This is a genomic window from Bacillus cereus group sp. MYBKT111-2 (genome assembly GCF_051915205.1).
GTDB classification, from domain to species: Bacteria; Bacillota; Bacilli; order Bacillales; family Bacillaceae_G; genus Bacillus_A; species Bacillus_A paranthracis.
This window is the reverse complement of the sequence record NZ_JBQAEG010000006.1, coordinates 103,505-119,603: the sequence shown is the minus strand read 5'-3', so window position 1 is coordinate 119,603 and position 16,099 is coordinate 103,505. Positions and strand designations below refer to the sequence as shown.

Sequence of the window (16,099 nt, the reverse complement as noted above, 5' to 3'; positions counted from 1 at the left end):
GAAAAAGGAACGAAATTCGTTCCTTTTTTTATTCCCCTCTATATTTCTCCTCAAAAAACTTCTTTTTTCCGCAAATTTGAACAAAAATCGACAAATCCTTTTAAATACCTTACAAAATTGTAACCTTTCTATATCCAAATTTATGCTAAAATGGTACGAGCTATATGCTAATAACGATGCGAAGGTGATAATGTATATGAAGAAAATCTTTTCTATTTTACTAGTGTTTCTATTGTCAATTTCTTCCTTAGGAGTAACAACATCCCATGCGGAAGAAAAAATACACATTGAGGCAGCTGCTGCACTTCTATTTGATGCAGATACAGGAAAAATACTGCATGAACAAAATCCAGATGAATTACTAGCTATCGCTAGTATGTCAAAATTAATTGTTGTTTATGCCGTGTTAGAAGCAATTAAAGAAGGAAAAATCACTTGGGATACAAAGGTAAATATTTCCGATTACGCTTATGAAGTTTCACGTAATAATGAATTCTCTAACGTGCCGTTCGAAAAAGGACGTCAATATACTGTAAGAGAACTATATCATTCTATCGTTATCTTCTCTGCAAACGGATCTAGTATTGCCTTAGCAGAACTTCTTGCAGGAAGTGAGAAAAACTTCTTAAATCTTGCAAATGAACATGCAAAAAAACTAGGGTTAAAGAAATATAAATTTGTAAACGCTACTGGTTTAAATAACGCTGACTTAAAAGGAAAACATCCTGAGGGTACTGATCCAAATGCAGAAAACTCTATGTCAGCTCGCGATATGGGTATACTTTCAAAAGCAATGATTACAAAGTATCCAGAAATGCTAGAGGATACAAAACAAAGATTTAGAAACTTCCCAGATAATCATCCGAAACCAATTCGTATGGAAAACTGGAACTGGATGTTACCAGGAGCTGCTTTCGCTTATGAAGGTACTGATGGTTTAAAAACCGGAAGTTCTGATACAGCTGGATACGGATTTACTATTACTGCTAAACGTGGTGATGTACGTCTTATTTCGGTTATTATTAAAACAAAATCAATGGACGAGCGCTTCACAGAATCTCGTGAGTTAATCGAATACGGGTTTAATAACTTCGAAAAACAAAAACTAAAGGTCGATAAAAACAATACACTCTCTGTAGTACAAGGGAAAGAAAATCAAGTAACTGTTGCACCGGAAAAAGAAATAACCGTAATTGCAAAAAAAGGTAGCAAAGACCCTTATAAAATTGGAACTGAAGTAGATAAATCTCTTGCTGAAGATGGTCATTTAATTGCTCCTATTAAGAAAGATGCAAAAGTAGGATCGATTACTTTAGAATCAACCGATAAATATGGTTTCTTAGACGGTAGTAAAGGTATGAAAGTTACTGCAAAAACGACAGAAGAAGTTGAAAAAGCAAATTGGTTTGTATTAACAATGCGCTCTATCGGTGATTTCTTCTCAAACTTATGGTCTAAAGTTTTTTAATAAAAAAGCTGGCTCACGCTAGCTTTTTTTATTTTCCACTCTCCATGTAAAACTTTGTTTGGTTGTCATATCTGAGTCCTTTTTCTCATACGTATGAACTAGTAATTGTTACACACTTCATCTAGACATAAACCTCTTTCCACAAGGTATTCCAAAAAGAGAGGTGACACATAATGGGCGTTATCGCGTATAACGAAGAAGATGTAAAGTTATTAGCTAGACTGATGCGTGCTGAAGCTGAAGGTGAAGGACAACAGGGGATGTTAATGGTCGGAAACGTTGGAGTAAATCGTGTCCGCGGGAATTGTTTAGACTTTAAAAATATTCGTAATTTACGTCAAATGGTGTATCAAAATCCTGGTGGTTTTGAGGCAACTCAAAAAGGTTATTTTTATCAACGTGCAAGGGAACAAGATATCGCATTAGCAAGGCGAACGATTCAAGGACAACGTTTTTGGCCTGCAAATTTTGCCTTATGGTTTTTTAGGCCTGAAGGTGCATGTCCACCAACTTGGTATAATCAGCAAAACTCTGGTCGCTTCAAAAAGCACTGCTTCTTCCAGCCAAATGCTGGGGATTGCCCTAGCATATATTAAGGAATGAAAACAAGGAGGGATTTTTGAATGGCACAGCAACAAAATCCGTATTACGGAACAGGTTTCTATCAACCATCTGGAACTTACGTACAACCGCAACAAATGACCCCACAGCAACAGCAACAGCAGCAAGCAATGCAACAACAAGCTGCGCAAGCTCAATATGCTGTTTCTCAAGGCATGTTACCTCTAGAACAGTCATATATTGAAAATATTCTTCGCTTGAACAAGGGCAAGCAAGCCACAGTTGTAATGACTTATGAGCGTGGTAGTTCACTCGGTACACAATCCTATACGGGTATTATCGAAGCGGCTGGTCGTGATCATATCGTAATTAGTGAGCCACAATCAGGGAAACGTTATTTATTATTAATGATTTACTTAGATTATGTAGAATTCCCAGAAGAAATTACGTATTTGCCTAGTCAACAAGCAACTTATGCTCCAAGACCATAAAAAAAGCTGGCGTATGCCAGCTTTTGTTTTTTATAATCCTTTTACAACTGCAGTTCCAACTAAGATCCATGCCACAATAAACGCTACACCACCAAGAGGTGTAATTGGACCAAAGAACTTAATACCTGTTGTACTTAATGCATACAGACTACCCGAGAACATAATGATCCCAGCTACCATAAGCCAACCAGCAGTAGTTAAGAGTGATGATTGAATTTTATCCATCAATAAAGCAACTACAAATAGTCCACCCGCATGAAACATTTGATATGTAACACCTGTTTTCCAAACCTCTAACATTTTTGCAGAAACTTTATTTTCTAAACCGTGTGCTCCGAAGGCCCCTAACGCAACAGATAGCCCCGCTGCAATACAACCTAGTAAAAAGAAAATTTTCATCTTAATTCCCCTTTTTTACTTTTATCATAAGCAATTTTTTCATATAAGCCAAACGATTTATCCTCTAAAAATCAAATAAAGAATTACCGTTTGCATCACTTTCTTTTATATATACTGGCTCATTAGAAACCGGTGCAATTGGTTGCATCGTGATTGGTTGTGATCCAATTATTTGTGATTGAACTTGTGGCTCTCTATACGTAGAAGATTCAACTTGCTCATCTAATAATAAATCACATAAAGCACGCACAACTAATACATGTTCTTTTGATTTTTGTCCTTCACTACTTTTTGCCTTTGCAATTTCATTCGCCATTTTATTTAAAATCTTATCGCTTGATATTTGCATCCCTTATCACCTCGTACTTTGTAGTTCTTTCTCAAATTGTCCCAGCTTCTCTACTGAACCAAATACTATTATCATATCATGTTCTTGCAACTTTTCCTGCCCCGTTGGATTATGTATAACATTTCCATTTCTCAAAATCGCTAAAATTGTTACATCAAATTGATTTCTAACATCACTCTCTAATAACGATTTATTAGTTAAAATAGAGCCCTTACCTACTGCAATTTCTTCAATTACAAATGACTGCTCCACGCCATACAGTACTGTATCAATATAATGAACTGTTAACGGATTCGCAATACCTTTTGCAATATGAATCCCTGCCATACTAGATGGATTAATCACCTTATTTGCCCCAGCCCTCTTTAACTTGTCTTCGGTTTCAGGTTTTTCTGCTCTTGCCACAATTTTAATTGCATCGTTTAATCCTCTTGCAGTTAACGTAATAAATACATTTTCAGCGTCATTTGCTACGATAGCAACTAAACCAGCTGCCTTTGAAATTCCAGCATGTTGTAACACTTTGTCTTCTGTTGCATCTCCATGTACATATAAAAGTTTTTCCTTCTCTAATATGCTTTCATCTTTATCCACGACGACAAATGGGATCTTCTTTTCTTGCAATTCATGTACAACTTGTAGCCCTACTCTACCGCAACCACATACGATAATATGATTTTGTAACTGTGCTATTTGTTTATCCATCTTCTTCCTCCGTACTGCATGAAATAAATTCCCTTCAATAATCATAGCTGCCACTACACCAATTGCATACGTAACAATACCGACTCCAACCGGTATGATAAGGAGCGCAAAAACTTTTCCTGCATGTGTTACAGGAATGGCGTCTCCGTATCCAACCGTTAATACAGTAATCATCGTCATCCAAAATGCTTGAAATAAGCTAATCTCTTCAATTGTCATAAATCCTAATGTTCCTAGAATTACAACAAAAGTCATACATATAACTGCTATCCATAATTGCTTACGTGCATTCATATCATGTTTCAACTCTTTTCTCTATCTACAATCTTTGCCAGTGGAAATGAAATACATATATACTAGATACGGAATCTATGAAAGAGGTTGATATAATGAAAACATTTCTTTCCGCCTTACAATGGGCACTATTTATTTTAGCTGGGAGTCTTATTGTACCAATTAGCGTCGCAACTAGTTATGGTCTTGATGGCGCTGAAGCTATCGCATTCGTACAAAGAACATTATTTGTTCTAGGCTTTGCTGGTCTCTTACAAGCTATATTTGGGCATAAACTTCCTATTCAAGAAGGTCCTGCTGGCCTTTGGTGGGGAATTTTCTCCCTATATGCAAGTTTAGGTGTCGTATTATTTGGATCAAACAATGAGACACTTAAAGTTCTTCAATACGCTTTCTTATTAAGCGGTATCATTTGTATTATTCTTAGCGTTTTTGGACTTATTGATAAACTCGTTCGCTATTTTACACCGACAGTCATTGGAACGTACTTATTTCTTCTTGTTGCACAACTTAGTGGTTCCTTCTTAAAAGGAATGTTCGGCCTGGATGGAAAACATACAGAAGTACAACCTAACGTATTTATTCTTTCACTCATTGTTATTTTACTATCCTTTTTCATCATGAAGCTACCTATTATCGGACAATATTCTGTTCTTTTCAGTATCGTTTGCGGCTGGATATTATTCGCATGCTTTGGATTATCCAATCCAATAACACCAGTGACAGACATAATCCGTTTTCCATCCTTATTTGTTTTCGGAATGCCTCGTGTTGAATGGAACATGGTAATTACGGTCATTTTCGTTACACTCTTACTTCTAACAAATATGTTAGCAAGTATTCGCGTTGTACAAAAGGTTGTCTCTAAATATGAAGAAAATGCTGCATCAGATCGTTTTAAACAGGCCGGTATTATAACAGGAATCAATCAATTACTAGGCGGCCTGTTTTCGGCTATCGGACCTGTCGCTATTTCTGGATCAGCAGGTTTTATTGCAACGACTAATATTTATAAACGCCTCCCATTTATATTAGGGTCAAGCTTTATTATTGTCGTTAGTATATTCCCAAAGATCACTTCATTCTTTGCGGCAATCCCAGTTGCAGTTGGTTATGCTGCCATTTACCCTGTATTTGCAAGCATGATCGGTCTCGCCTTTCGAGAATACGAAACAGTACAGGATAAAGAACGATTATTTAAAGTAGCGGGTCTGTCAATCTTCACAGGAATTGGGGTTATGTTCGTTCCAGCAGGAGCATATTCCACGCTTCCACCATTTCTAGCTTCATTCCTAAGTAATGGTCTCGTTCTTGGGGCTGTAATGGCAATCTTACTAGAAATACTATTTTCTCGTTCGACAACAAAACAAGTATCGTAAATTGGAAAACTTCCATTATTGCACTCTACCTTTAGAGTTGTTACGATAAAGTGAAACTTTAATCAGTGGGGATTTTCTTCATCCCCCCACTGATTATTAGTTAATATGATGAGAAAAACACTCATAAAAATGAATCTACTTCTTTTTAAAGAGGTTCGATGTCTTACTATTATTTCTTACATCTCCATGAACATATATTTGATTTAAATAAAGAAGGGAATTTTCAATATGACTTATAAAATGATTGTTTTAGATTTAGATGATACTTTATTACGTGACGACCATACTATTTCACCTCGTACGAAAGAAGCTCTAATGACTGCACAAGAACAAGGTGTAAAAGTTGTACTTGCTTCTGGTCGTCCAACATTTGGTATGCGCAATGTGGCGAAAGAACTTCGTTTGGAGGAATACGGTAGTTTCATTCTATCTTTTAATGGCGCAAAAATTATTAACTGTAAAACAAACGAAGAAATCTTTAGTAGTACGCTATCTCCTGAAATCGTTCACAACCTATTTGAAATTAGTAAAACTGAAGATGTATGGATTCATACTTATATAGGCGATGATATCGTAACGGAAGAAAATAATCCTTATACTGAAATTGAGGGCGATATTACTGGTATGCCTATCGTTGTAGTAGATGACTTTAAAGCTGCTGTTAAAGAGCCTGTAGTAAAAGTATTAATGAATAAAGAAGCTGAACGCCTTGTTGAAGTAGAAAAGAAATTACAAAAACAACTAGAAGGACAATTAAGCGTTATGCGTTCTAAACCATTCTTCTTAGAATTTACTGAAGCCGGTGTTACAAAAGGAACGAGCTTAAACCAATTAATCCAAAAACTTGGCATTAAGCGCGAAGAAGTTATCGCAATGGGCGATAGCTATAACGATCAGGCGATGATTGAATTCGCCGGTCTTGGTGTCGCAATGGGCAATGCACCTGATGATATTAAGGAAATTGCAAACTATGTAACAGATACAAATATGAACGATGGTGTAGCAAAGGTTGTAGAGAAGTTCGTACTAAAAAAAGAAGCACTTGTTTAATATTTCCACTCATAAAACCTATTTGAAGTCAAACACTTCAAATAGGTTTTTATTTAAATTACCATGCTTTTGTGACTATATTTTGAACTTTGCACTATTCTCGTAGTGTAAACTTTCTTTTTGTATATAATGAAACAAAATAGACTATTTTATTTTAAAAAAGAATACAAATTTACTATAAACAAGCATACGTTAAGGGAGGCTATTTTACATGTTATCTACACCAATCGGACGATTAAGAGCAATTGGACTTATTGAGGGGATTTCTTTCCTACTACTATTATTTGTAGCAATGCCATTAAAATATTTCGCAGGATTTGCAACAGCTGTTAAAATTACAGGCATGGCTCACGGTGTTTTATTTATTTTATTTATCTTCGCAGTAATTCAAGTAACAATCGTACACCGTAAATCAATTTTATGGGCACTTGGGGCATTCGTTTCATCAGTTATCCCATTTGGCACGTTTGTACTGGATGCAAAATTAAAGAATGAGCAACAATAATGAAAAGGTAGTTAACGACTGTTAACTACCTTTTTTATTTACAAATTTGGAATTTCCCAATCAATTTCCCTCTCGCCCATATTAGCTAAAATCGTATTTACTTTAGAGTATGGCTTACTTCCGAAGAAACCACGTCTTGCTGATAGTGGGCTTGGATGTACAGATTCGATAATGTGGTGCTTCGTATTTGTAATTAATTTTTTCTTCGCCTGTGCATGGCGTCCCCACAATATGAAAATAACTGGCTTTTCACGTTCATTTAATAGCTCAATTACGCGATCTGTGAAATGCTCCCATCCTTTTCCCTTATGAGAATTTGCTTCACCTTGTCGAACTGTTAATACAGTATTTAATAATAAAACGCCTTGCTCTGCCCACTTTACTAAATAACCGTTATTTGGAATATCATACCCATATTCATTTCGAAGTTCTTTATACATATTTAACAACGACGGTGGCGTTTTAATACCGGGTTGCACAGAAAAGCTTAAACCATGCGCTTGATTCGGTCCATGATATGGATCTTGTCCTAAAATAACGACCTTTGTATTTTCATAACTTGTATACTCTAGAGCGTTAAAAATATCTTCTTTCTTTGGGTAAACAACATGTGTACTATACTCTTCTTTCAAAAAATCAGCTAGCTTACGATAATATTCTTTCTCAAATTCTGGTGCCAATAATGGCCCCCAATCATTCTTTAAAACATTTTCCATACTGTCACTTCCTGTCTAATTAATTCACCATATCCTGTTTTGTAAATACTACGAACGAAATAATAAGGGAAACAACTGCCCAAACCGTTAAATTCATTAAAGAAAACCCCATCGATAAACCTTGTAATGCAGGTAGTTTCCCTGATAGATAATCTGTTAATGATAAATTCACACTAAAAATATATTTCGCACCTTCCCAAGATGTTGCAAATGAGCTTAAAATGCCACCTGCAATTAATGCCGCTAACATAACACCCATCCCAGCTGGTGTATTTCGAATTAAAACCGAAACCATAAATGATATAGTCCCGACGACGATAGCAACAAACCAAGCTAATCCATACGCCATCAAGATATATTGCCATTGCGGAATAAGATGTACAAAATTCGTATTTAACGTTTCCTTATCAATAATAAACCCAGTTAAAACAGGTAAATTCCATCCCGAGTATCCAAATACAAGCCCTGATAATATGTATGCAAACACACCTACAAGAAGCAGTATAAGTGAAATGAAGAATAACATCGTCACGTACTTACTAAGGAGTATTTTCCAGCGCCGAATCGGCCGAGTAAGTAACATCTTCATCGTTCCATCACTTCGTTCTCCTGAAACAATATCAATGGCGACAATCATGACGAGAAGTGGAATAAATAATGTAATTCCTTGCTCAATAAATGCCCTTACAAAAGTTGGTGCGCCTGGTGCCATTGGATTAATATCATGATCTAAATAATATTGTTGCTGCTCTACTCTTACCTTTAACCAATCACGCCATTCTTCTGGCAATCTAGAATTGTTCAAACGGTTTTGAGAATCAACAATTTGTTGCTGCAGCGAAACCTTCCAATCCGTTGTACCTAGCCTTTTTTGTGTCGTTTCTATTTCACGATACTGCGCATATACGAAGAGCGGGATTAAGATTGCTAAAATAAGCATAACAACAAAAATACGCTTCTTACGATAAATTTTCTCCGATTCGTTTAAAACTAGATTCGCAAATTCACGCATGCTGCTCACCCCTTGTGAGTTCAATAAATAAATCTTCTAGTGTAAACACAAGCTCTTTAACACTATGTACATCTATCCCGTTTTCTACAAAGGTTTTATTCCAATTACTTATAGATGAAATATGCATCCGGCATAGTAATCGATTACCTTCTATACTCACTTCTCTTACTTCCTCAGCATCTACTAGCATATCCTTTGCCTTAGAAATTGGTGTAACAATCCATTCTACGCGATCACTTGCTGTTTTAATTAACTCTTCAACCTTGGCAACTGTTATCATTTTTCCTTTATGAATAATAGCAACGCGATCGCATATCATTTGTACTTCGCTTAGCAAATGACTTGAAATAAACACGCTCATATTTTCTTCTTTCACAAGCTTATGTATAAATTCCCTAAGCTCTCTAATTCCAGCTGGGTCTAAACCATTTGTTGGTTCATCTAATATGAGTAGTTTCGGATTTCCAAGAAGCGCTTGCGCAATGCCAAGGCGCTGTTTCATACCGAGTGAGTATGTTTTTACCTTATCATGAATTCTCTCATCCAAATGAACCATGTGAGCAATTTCAATAATACGTTCATCTGATATACCACCTAACATACGGGCAAATTGTTTTAAATTTTCCCATCCTGTTAAATATGTATACAGTTCTGGGTTTTCAACGATACTCCCAATTTGACGCATCGCTTCCCTGAAATTTTCCTTAATAGAATAATCGCCGATAGAAATCGTACCTTCTGTTTCTTTAATCAATCCGACTAACATTCGAATGGTAGTCGTTTTTCCGGCGCCATTCGGTCCTAGGAAGCCGAACACTTCTCCTTGTTTTACATCGAAGGAAATATTCTCTACAATTGTCTTCTTTCCAATTACCTTCTTCACGTCTCGTACGGAAAGTATCGTTGTCATTTTACCCCTCCTTGTTCTAGTTTTAATTTACTTACAACATTTTGAACTAATCGGCCCGCCATATATGTATACCCTACTTCATTCGGATGGAAATGATCGGAGTATAATAAATCTTTCCCACGATTTTGGAATAAATCAAATGTCGGTGTAATATACACATTTTTATTATTTATCGCTAACTTTTCTAAAGATGCATTCCAGTCTACAACAATGTTTGAAGACCCCTTTAAATCTTCTACATCTTCAAAGGGATTATATAAACCTAGCCAAAAAATAGGGCTATCTGTATTTAATTTACGAATTTCTTCTATAATTTTCTTCGCTTCATTCTGGAATGTTTCCGTATCCGGACGATATGTTTCTAAATCTATCTTTCCAAGCGATTCCCAGCCCGGAAATAAATCATTTCCTCCAATCGTTAAAACGATTACATCTGCTTGTTTAATTGAATATTGAGCGCCATTACTCTCAATTTGTTTTAATAAGTCAGGCATTTTCGCACCACTAACAGCTAAGTTCGTTAAAGCAACCTTTTGCTTATAATCTTTTTGTAAATCTTCTTTCATTCGTCCAATATAGCCAATTCCTTCTTTATCACCAACACCGCGTGTTAATGAATCACCTAAACTAACGATTTGTAACGTTCCTGTTTTCTTTTTCTCTTTTGCTACTACATCGGTTTTTTTAATTAAATTTGAAGCTCTCGGATTTAATACATCATTTACACCTGAAACAAAGCCATATGCAAATAAACAGAAAGATGCAATTGTAATGAGTAGAATTACTTTTACCACTTTTGATCTCATATCAAAACCCCTTTTAGCCCTCATAGATTGTCCATAATTATACCAAACGCAATTTTGAAAAGCGATTTTCACACCTTATCTATTATGTCGTTTCCCTTTTTACGAATTCTGGTAATAACTCCACGTGCTTTACATCTATTTGCTCATCATTAATCTTTTCATATAATAATTCAAATGCCTTCACGCCAACATTTTTACTACAATATGAAATCGTCGTAATACCTAAAATGTCTGCTACATCTTGATCATCACAACCGATAATCGTAACATCTTCTGGAATACGAATTCTTTGTTTTTTCGCCTCCGTTACCATTCCCGCTGCAATATGGTTACAAGATACAAGAAACGCAGTTGGCTTTACTGACATAGAGGCCCACTCCCTAATTACATTACGCCCATCTTCCACCGTAAAACAGCCTTCAAACTTCCAAGTTCCTATCGGTTTTTCAGCAATCTGTTGAAGTGAATCCGCATATGCTTGTTTTCTTCTCTGGCTATTAATGCTATTACTTCTTCCAATGCAATACCCAATACGTGTATGACCAGCATCTATTAAGTTTTTCATCCCTTGTGAAAACACTTTATAGTAATCAACATGTACACTTGAAATGCATTTTGAATCTATTTCTTCACACATAACAATCGGGCCGAATTTCGTATATTCTTCGAGCTTCTCCTTACTATTTGCCCGAGAACATATAATAACCCCATCAAGCTTTTTCATTTTTAACATATTCAAAATTTCTAATTCTCTTTCCTCGCTATAATTCGTCTGACAAAGCATCATATTATAATTATTCTTTGCTGTTTCCTTTGATATTCCCTCAATAATGGCACTATAATATTGATCATTAACGTGCGGTAATAAAACGCCAATTACATTCGTTTTTCCTTTCACTAAATGAATTGCATTCACATTTTGCGTATAGTTTAATTCTTCTATAATTGCTAAAATTTCTTTTCGCTTCTGTTCATTCACATATGGATGATTATTTAGTACACGTGAAACAGTTGAAACAGATACCCCAGCAAGTTCAGCAATCTTTCTTATATTCGTCATCTCATTTTCCCCTTCCCTGCAAAAATTCTCCCTTGACCTGGTAAGCTTTCCACAATATATCCTTTCCTAGCAAATACATTTTGAAAGGATATACAACTATGCTTCGATTCAAATTAGAATATATATTTTTCATTGGTGGTCTACTCATTCTCGCCATCGGTATTAATATGATGACGACCATTACTTCCTTTGGACTTAGCCCTTATGATTCCTTCTTTATTGCACTATATCAAAATTTCGGGATAAGTATCGGTTTTTGGATTTTCATGATTAATTTTGCCTTTACCCTTATCGTCCTCTTTTGGAATAAAAGACAAATTACAATCGGTACAATCGTAACAATGGTTCTTATCTCTCTTTTTGTTGATTGGATTGGTTCCATTACAACTATTATGGACACTGTCCGTTCTCTTCCAAAATATATAACACTTATTTGCGGAAATCTATTCGTTGGAGCCGGAATTGGTCTTTATGTCTCTACAAACCTTTGTGCAGCACCGCAAGAAGCTTTCGTTTTAACAGTTGCTGAGAAGAAAAAATGGACATTTAGGAGAACTGAAATTTCATTGGCATTTTTATTTTTAACATTAAGCTTTTTATTAGATGGACCTATCTATTTTGGAACCATCATCTTATCCTTTACAACAGGCTGGATTATCCAAGCATTTATCCAAGTTGGCACGCAAATTTTGAATAGAAAAAAACCTATTAAGCAAGCTGCTTAATAGGTTTTTTTCTTAGAGGGTATACTACTTTGCATCCCCTTCAATTCGGTAATTTGCTTTCAAACAATCTATTTCTTCATACCCTTGCAACGTATATAGAATATAATCATAATCAGCAAGAGAAGCACGATGCGTTACAATTACAATTTCAGCTTTTCCTTTCTCTTCAAGTGGCATTTGAATAATTTTTTCAAAGCTAACGCCACGCTCAGAGAATAACGAAGTAATTTTTGCAAATACACCAATTTCATCTTTCACATGAAGTCTTAAAAATTTCTTCACAACAATTTCGTCTGGCTCTTTTAATACTTTTTGATATTGCGGGACTACAGCACTATTTCCTGTTACCCCTAATCTAATATTTTGCATTACAGCTACTAGATCGGAAACAACAGCTGTTGCTGTCGGTAAACTTCCTGCACCTGGTCCATAAAACATCGTTTCTCCAACTGCTTCACCATACACATATACAGCGTTATATTCATTTTGCACGGCCGCAAGAGGATGTGTATTTGGAAGTAAAGTCGGTTCAACTGTAACCTCTAATTTTTCACCATCTCGCTTCGCAAGACCGATTAGTTTAATCGTGTAACCTAAACTCTTACTGTATTCGATATCTTCCTCTGTAATAGAAGTAATCCCTTTTACCTTCACATCTCCAAGCTCTACATTTGTAGAGAAACCAAGGGTAGCCAAAATTGTCATTTTTCTTGCTGCATCTAAACCTTCTACATCTGATGTTGGATCCGCTTCTGCAAATCCAAGTTGCTGGGCTTCTTTTAACACGTCGTTATATGCTCTCCCTTCATCTGACATTTTCGTCAAAATAAAATTTGTCGTTCCATTTACAATTCCCATTACTTTCGTAATAAGATCTGAAGAAAGTCCCTCTACAATACTTCGTAAAATCGGAATCCCTCCGGCTACACTTGCTTCATAAAACAAATCTGCTTTATTATCTTTTGCTACCGCTAAGAGTTCCGCCCCATGTAACGCCATTAAATCTTTATTGGCAGTCACAACATGCTTCCCGCTTTGTAAAGCTTGCAAAATATATGCTTTTGCATCGTCAATGCCACCCATTACTTCGATGACAACGTCGATGTTTGGATTGTCTAAAATTTCATTTGCATTTTGCGTTAATAGAGTAGAAGGTACCTCTACTTCTCTCTCTTTTTCAATATTTTGTACTAGCACTTTCGTTACTTTTACAGGACAACCTACTTGGTGTATAAGTCGCTCTTGGTGATCTGTAATGATACGAACTACACCGCTACCAACTGTCCCAAGACCTAATAAGCCAACTTGAATTTCTTTCATAATACTGTCCACCCCTCAAAAATTGTGTTTAGATGAAATTATATGAGTAAAAAATCTAAAAAACAATATTTTTAGAACATTCGGAAAAATATAAGTTAACCATTGCAGAGAAAACGTTGCCACGTGTTACACAATCTTTTTTTATAATACATAAGGGGTTTCTTGATACACGTAATAATTTAGCCAATTAGAGAATAATAGATTTCCATGGCTTCTCCACCTTACAAGCGGCTTCTCATTTGGATTATTATGCTTAAAATAGTTTTTCGGCACATCAATATTTAACCCTTTTTGGCGGTCCCGTTCGTATTCTTGCTTTAACGTATCACAACTATATTCACTATGACCGAGCGCAAACACTTGTCTTCCTTCTTGCCCAATAACAAGATGAACGCCCGCTTCCTCAGAGTTGGCTAATAACGTTAACTCCTTCACTTCTCTAATGTCACTCTCTCGTACTTCCGTATGACGAGAATGCGGGGCAAAAAATAACTCATCAAACCCTTGTAACAATTTCACATGTTGCTCACGAACTTCATGTTCAAATACACCGAACATTTTTTCCTTAAGAGGATACTTTTGAACGCCATAATGATGATACAAACCAGCCTGTGCCCCCCAGCAAATATGAAGCGTAGATGTTACATTCGTTTTTGAATACTCCATAATACGTTTAAGCTCTTCCCAATAATCTACCTCTTCAAATGAAAGGGTTTCAACTGGTGCTCCTGTAATAATGAGTCCATCAAATTTCTCATTCTCAATATCACGGAATGTTTTATAGAAACTCGTTAAATGTTCCTGTGCAACATTACGAGACAAATGCGATTCCATATGAAGTAAATGAACATCTAATTGCAACGGTGTATTTCCAATTAAACGAAGTAATTGCGCTTCTGTTTCTTGCTTTGTAGGCATTAAATTTAATATAGCAATTTTCAATGCCCGAATATCTTGTGTTTCTGCTCGCTCTTTTGTCATTACAAAAATATTTTCCTCCTGCAACACTTTGCGAGCTGGCAAATCTTTATCAATTATGATCGGCATGTTGTTTGCCTCCGACTAGCGCTGCTTCTAAATCTGCAATAATATCCGAAACATCTTCTATACCAACTGATAAACGAATTAAATCTGATGTGACGCCAGCTAAGCGCTGATCTTCGGCACTTAATTGTCTATGCGTTGTACTAGCAGGATGTATAACGCAAGTTCGTGCATCAGCTACATGCGTTACGAGAGTTGCTAGTTTTACATTTGCGATAAATTCTTTTGCTGCTTCTAATCCTCCCTTAATGCCGAATGTTAAAACACCACTCGCACCTTTTTTCAAATACTTTTGTGCTAACGAATAATTTTCATTACTATTTAATCCCGGATAATTCACCCATTCAATACGTTCATGATCAGCAAGCCATTTAGCAACTGCAAGAGCATTTTCACTATGACGCTCCATTCGTAAATGCAATGTTTCTAAGCCAATATTGCTAATATACGCATTAAATGGGCTCATACAGTTTCCGTAGTCTCTTAATAATTGAACACGTGCCTTCACAATATAAGCTGCTGCACCAAAATTTTGAACGTAACTTACGCCGTGATAACTTGGATCCGGTTCAACTAGTTCAGGATATTGCCCGTTTGTCCAATCGAAGTTCCCTCCGTCAATTACAATGCCACCTAACGAACTTGCATGACCATCAATATATTTCGTCGTAGAATGAACGATAATATTTGCTCCATGTTCAAATGCTTGGCATAAATAAGGAGTTGCTAATGTATTATCCACGATAAAAGGTACTTCCAACTCTTTCGCTGCATCTGAAAGTTCTTTGAAATTTAAAACGTTCATCGCTGGATTTCCTAGCGATTCTGCATAAACAAGTTTTGTCTTATCATTAGCAAGGGCCACAATTTCATCAGCTGTTAAATTTGGATTAAAGAACGTAACATCAATGCCAAGCTTACGCAAACTCACCCCAAATAAATTAAACGTCCCGCCATAAACTGTGGAAGAACAAAGCAAGTGGTCTCCGCTACTACAAATATTTAAAACAGCAAGCATAATAGCAGCTTGCCCAGAAGCCGTTGCAACAGCACCTACACCACCCTCTAAATCCGCTAACTTTTGCTCAAATGCAGCTAAAGTAGGATTTCCAATACGCGTGTATATATATCCTTCTGCCTCTAAATTAAATAGTGCCGCTAAATCATCCGAAGTGTCGTATTTATACGTTGTACTTTGATAAAGCGGCAAAACACGCGGTTCACCATTCTTTGGCGTATAGCCACCTTGCACACAAATCGTTCCTTTTCCCCATGATTCTCCCATTTCTCATTCTCCTTTCTTTT

General features: G+C 36.2%; 18 protein-coding genes. 7 read left to right on the top strand and 11 right to left on the bottom strand.

Features of this window, described 5'->3' with window-relative positions; all coding sequences use genetic code 11:
- Window positions 1–190: 190 nt before the first annotated feature.
- The 3 genes from ACTFNE_RS18045 to gerQ all read left to right on the top strand — a co-directional run bounded on the left by ACTFNE_RS18045 (window position 191) and on the right by gerQ (window position 2,520).
- Complete coding sequence (locus ACTFNE_RS18045) at window positions 191–1,468, top strand: serine hydrolase (protein WP_270705221.1); 1,278 nt, start codon at window positions 191–193, stop codon at window positions 1,466–1,468.
- Window positions 1,469–1,641: 173 nt separating this feature from the next.
- Window positions 1,642–2,064 (top strand): cell wall hydrolase CwlJ, encoded by a 423-nt coding sequence (gene cwlJ, locus ACTFNE_RS18040; RefSeq protein ID WP_000538165.1) that lies wholly within the window; start codon window positions 1,642–1,644, stop codon window positions 2,062–2,064.
- 27 nt (window positions 2,065–2,091) lie between these two features.
- Complete coding sequence (gene gerQ, locus ACTFNE_RS18035) at window positions 2,092–2,520, top strand: spore coat protein GerQ (RefSeq protein ID WP_000068648.1); 429 nt, start codon at window positions 2,092–2,094, stop codon at window positions 2,518–2,520.
- A gap of 30 nt (window positions 2,521–2,550) precedes the next feature.
- On the opposite strand, the gene ACTFNE_RS18030 is transcribed toward gerQ, so the two are convergent.
- From ACTFNE_RS18030 to ACTFNE_RS18020, 3 genes are all read right to left on the bottom strand, one after another.
- A complete protein-coding gene (locus ACTFNE_RS18030) occupies window positions 2,551–2,919 on the bottom strand; it encodes a DUF423 domain-containing protein (RefSeq protein ID WP_000688322.1) in 369 nt (122 codons plus the stop codon).
- Between the two features lie 64 nt (window positions 2,920–2,983).
- Window positions 2,984–3,268 carry a YwdI family protein gene (locus ACTFNE_RS18025; RefSeq protein WP_001167357.1) on the bottom strand — a complete coding sequence of 95 codons (285 nt, stop codon included), beginning with the start codon at window positions 3,266–3,268 and terminating at the stop codon, window positions 2,984–2,986.
- 6 nt (window positions 3,269–3,274) lie between these two features.
- On the bottom strand, window positions 3,275–4,267 hold the full coding sequence (locus tag ACTFNE_RS18020; protein WP_046197975.1) for a potassium channel family protein: 993 nt from the start codon (window positions 4,265–4,267) through the stop codon (window positions 3,275–3,277).
- A 95-nt stretch (window positions 4,268–4,362) separates the two neighbouring features.
- Here ACTFNE_RS18020 and ACTFNE_RS18015 point away from each other — a divergent pair, with 95 nt between their 5' ends.
- The 3 genes from ACTFNE_RS18015 (at window position 4,363) to ACTFNE_RS18005 (ending at window position 7,201) form a co-directional block, all read left to right on the top strand.
- Window positions 4,363–5,646 carry a purine/pyrimidine permease gene (locus tag ACTFNE_RS18015; protein ID WP_000847024.1) on the top strand — a complete coding sequence of 428 codons (1,284 nt, stop codon included), beginning with the start codon at window positions 4,363–4,365 and terminating at the stop codon, window positions 5,644–5,646.
- Window positions 5,647–5,874: 228 nt separating this feature from the next.
- Complete coding sequence (locus tag ACTFNE_RS18010; RefSeq protein ID WP_000221376.1) at window positions 5,875–6,696, top strand: Cof-type HAD-IIB family hydrolase; 822 nt, start codon at window positions 5,875–5,877, stop codon at window positions 6,694–6,696.
- Between the two features lie 211 nt (window positions 6,697–6,907).
- On the top strand, window positions 6,908–7,201 hold the full coding sequence (locus tag ACTFNE_RS18005) for a DUF3817 domain-containing protein (protein ID WP_000953390.1): 294 nt from the start codon (window positions 6,908–6,910) through the stop codon (window positions 7,199–7,201).
- Between the two features lie 38 nt (window positions 7,202–7,239).
- Here the strand turns inward: ACTFNE_RS18005 and ACTFNE_RS18000 are convergent, their stop codons facing one another.
- From ACTFNE_RS18000 to ACTFNE_RS17980, 5 genes are read right to left on the bottom strand one after another with little or no spacing between them, the layout of a single operon-like run.
- Complete coding sequence (locus ACTFNE_RS18000; protein WP_270705205.1) at window positions 7,240–7,917, bottom strand: uracil-DNA glycosylase; 678 nt, start codon at window positions 7,915–7,917, stop codon at window positions 7,240–7,242.
- A gap of 19 nt (window positions 7,918–7,936) precedes the next feature.
- Entirely contained in the window at window positions 7,937–8,929 is a 993-nt protein-coding gene (locus ACTFNE_RS17995) for an ABC transporter permease subunit (protein ID WP_270705204.1), read from the bottom strand.
- Window positions 8,922–9,839: an ABC transporter ATP-binding protein gene (locus tag ACTFNE_RS17990; RefSeq protein WP_270705203.1), complete on the bottom strand. Its 918-nt coding sequence runs from the start codon at window positions 9,837–9,839 to the stop codon at window positions 8,922–8,924. Before ACTFNE_RS17990 ends, ACTFNE_RS17995 begins: the two co-directional genes overlap by 8 nt.
- The gene (locus tag ACTFNE_RS17985) at window positions 9,836–10,717 is read right to left on the bottom strand and encodes an SGNH/GDSL hydrolase family protein (protein ID WP_270705202.1); all 882 of its coding nucleotides are present in this window, start codon (window positions 10,715–10,717) and stop codon (window positions 9,836–9,838) included. The genes ACTFNE_RS17990 and ACTFNE_RS17985 overlap by 4 nt, the downstream gene beginning before the upstream one ends.
- Before the next feature lie 10 nt (window positions 10,718–10,727).
- Complete coding sequence (locus tag ACTFNE_RS17980) at window positions 10,728–11,705, bottom strand: LacI family DNA-binding transcriptional regulator (RefSeq protein ID WP_270705201.1); 978 nt, start codon at window positions 11,703–11,705, stop codon at window positions 10,728–10,730.
- Window positions 11,706–11,803: 98 nt separating this feature from the next.
- On the opposite strand from ACTFNE_RS17980, the gene ACTFNE_RS17975 reads away from it, so the two are divergent.
- On the top strand, window positions 11,804–12,430 hold the full coding sequence (locus ACTFNE_RS17975) for a YczE/YyaS/YitT family protein (RefSeq protein ID WP_270705200.1): 627 nt from the start codon (window positions 11,804–11,806) through the stop codon (window positions 12,428–12,430).
- A 24-nt stretch (window positions 12,431–12,454) separates the two neighbouring features.
- On the opposite strand, the gene ACTFNE_RS17970 is transcribed toward ACTFNE_RS17975, so the two are convergent.
- The 3 genes from ACTFNE_RS17970 to ACTFNE_RS17960 all read right to left on the bottom strand — a co-directional run bounded on the left by ACTFNE_RS17970 (window position 12,455) and on the right by ACTFNE_RS17960 (window position 16,079).
- Complete coding sequence (locus ACTFNE_RS17970) at window positions 12,455–13,750, bottom strand: homoserine dehydrogenase (protein ID WP_270705199.1); 1,296 nt, start codon at window positions 13,748–13,750, stop codon at window positions 12,455–12,457.
- 141 nt (window positions 13,751–13,891) lie between these two features.
- Window positions 13,892–14,797: a homoserine O-acetyltransferase MetA gene (gene metA, locus ACTFNE_RS17965; protein WP_270705198.1), complete on the bottom strand. Its 906-nt coding sequence runs from the start codon at window positions 14,795–14,797 to the stop codon at window positions 13,892–13,894.
- Window positions 14,781–16,079, bottom strand: coding sequence for a bifunctional O-acetylhomoserine aminocarboxypropyltransferase/cysteine synthase (locus ACTFNE_RS17960; RefSeq protein ID WP_270705197.1), 1,299 nt, complete (start codon window positions 16,077–16,079; stop codon window positions 14,781–14,783). Before ACTFNE_RS17960 ends, metA begins: the two co-directional genes overlap by 17 nt.
- Window positions 16,080–16,099: the final 20 nt, after the last annotated feature.

Excerpts from the sequence above, each read along its gene's own strand:
- ACTFNE_RS18045 (WP_270705221.1), top strand. The coding sequence starts at position 191 with ATGTATATGAAGAAAATCTTTTCTATTTTACTAGTGTTTCTATTGTCA.
- cwlJ (WP_000538165.1), top strand. The coding sequence starts at position 1,642 with ATGGGCGTTATCGCGTATAACGAAGAAGATGTAAAGTTATTAGCTAGA.
- gerQ (WP_000068648.1), top strand. The coding sequence starts at position 2,092 with ATGGCACAGCAACAAAATCCGTATTACGGAACAGGTTTCTATCAACCA.
- ACTFNE_RS18030 (WP_000688322.1), bottom strand. The coding sequence starts at position 2,919 with ATGAAAATTTTCTTTTTACTAGGTTGTATTGCAGCGGGGCTATCTGTT.
- ACTFNE_RS18025 (WP_001167357.1), bottom strand. The coding sequence starts at position 3,268 with ATGCAAATATCAAGCGATAAGATTTTAAATAAAATGGCGAATGAAATT.
- ACTFNE_RS18020 (WP_046197975.1), bottom strand. The coding sequence starts at position 4,267 with ATGAATGCACGTAAGCAATTATGGATAGCAGTTATATGTATGACTTTT.
- ACTFNE_RS18015 (WP_000847024.1), top strand. The coding sequence starts at position 4,363 with ATGAAAACATTTCTTTCCGCCTTACAATGGGCACTATTTATTTTAGCT.
- ACTFNE_RS18010 (WP_000221376.1), top strand. The coding sequence starts at position 5,875 with ATGACTTATAAAATGATTGTTTTAGATTTAGATGATACTTTATTACGT.
- ACTFNE_RS18005 (WP_000953390.1), top strand. The coding sequence starts at position 6,908 with ATGTTATCTACACCAATCGGACGATTAAGAGCAATTGGACTTATTGAG.
- ACTFNE_RS18000 (WP_270705205.1), bottom strand. The coding sequence starts at position 7,917 with ATGGAAAATGTTTTAAAGAATGATTGGGGGCCATTATTGGCACCAGAA.
- ACTFNE_RS17995 (WP_270705204.1), bottom strand. The coding sequence starts at position 8,929 with ATGCGTGAATTTGCGAATCTAGTTTTAAACGAATCGGAGAAAATTTAT.
- ACTFNE_RS17990 (WP_270705203.1), bottom strand. The coding sequence starts at position 9,839 with ATGACAACGATACTTTCCGTACGAGACGTGAAGAAGGTAATTGGAAAG.
- ACTFNE_RS17980 (WP_270705201.1), bottom strand. The coding sequence starts at position 11,705 with ATGACGAATATAAGAAAGATTGCTGAACTTGCTGGGGTATCTGTTTCA.
- ACTFNE_RS17975 (WP_270705200.1), top strand. The coding sequence starts at position 11,804 with ATGCTTCGATTCAAATTAGAATATATATTTTTCATTGGTGGTCTACTC.
- ACTFNE_RS17970 (WP_270705199.1), bottom strand. The coding sequence starts at position 13,750 with ATGAAAGAAATTCAAGTTGGCTTATTAGGTCTTGGGACAGTTGGTAGC.
- metA (WP_270705198.1), bottom strand. The coding sequence starts at position 14,797 with ATGCCGATCATAATTGATAAAGATTTGCCAGCTCGCAAAGTGTTGCAG.
- ACTFNE_RS17960 (WP_270705197.1), bottom strand. The coding sequence starts at position 16,079 with ATGGGAGAATCATGGGGAAAAGGAACGATTTGTGTGCAAGGTGGCTAT.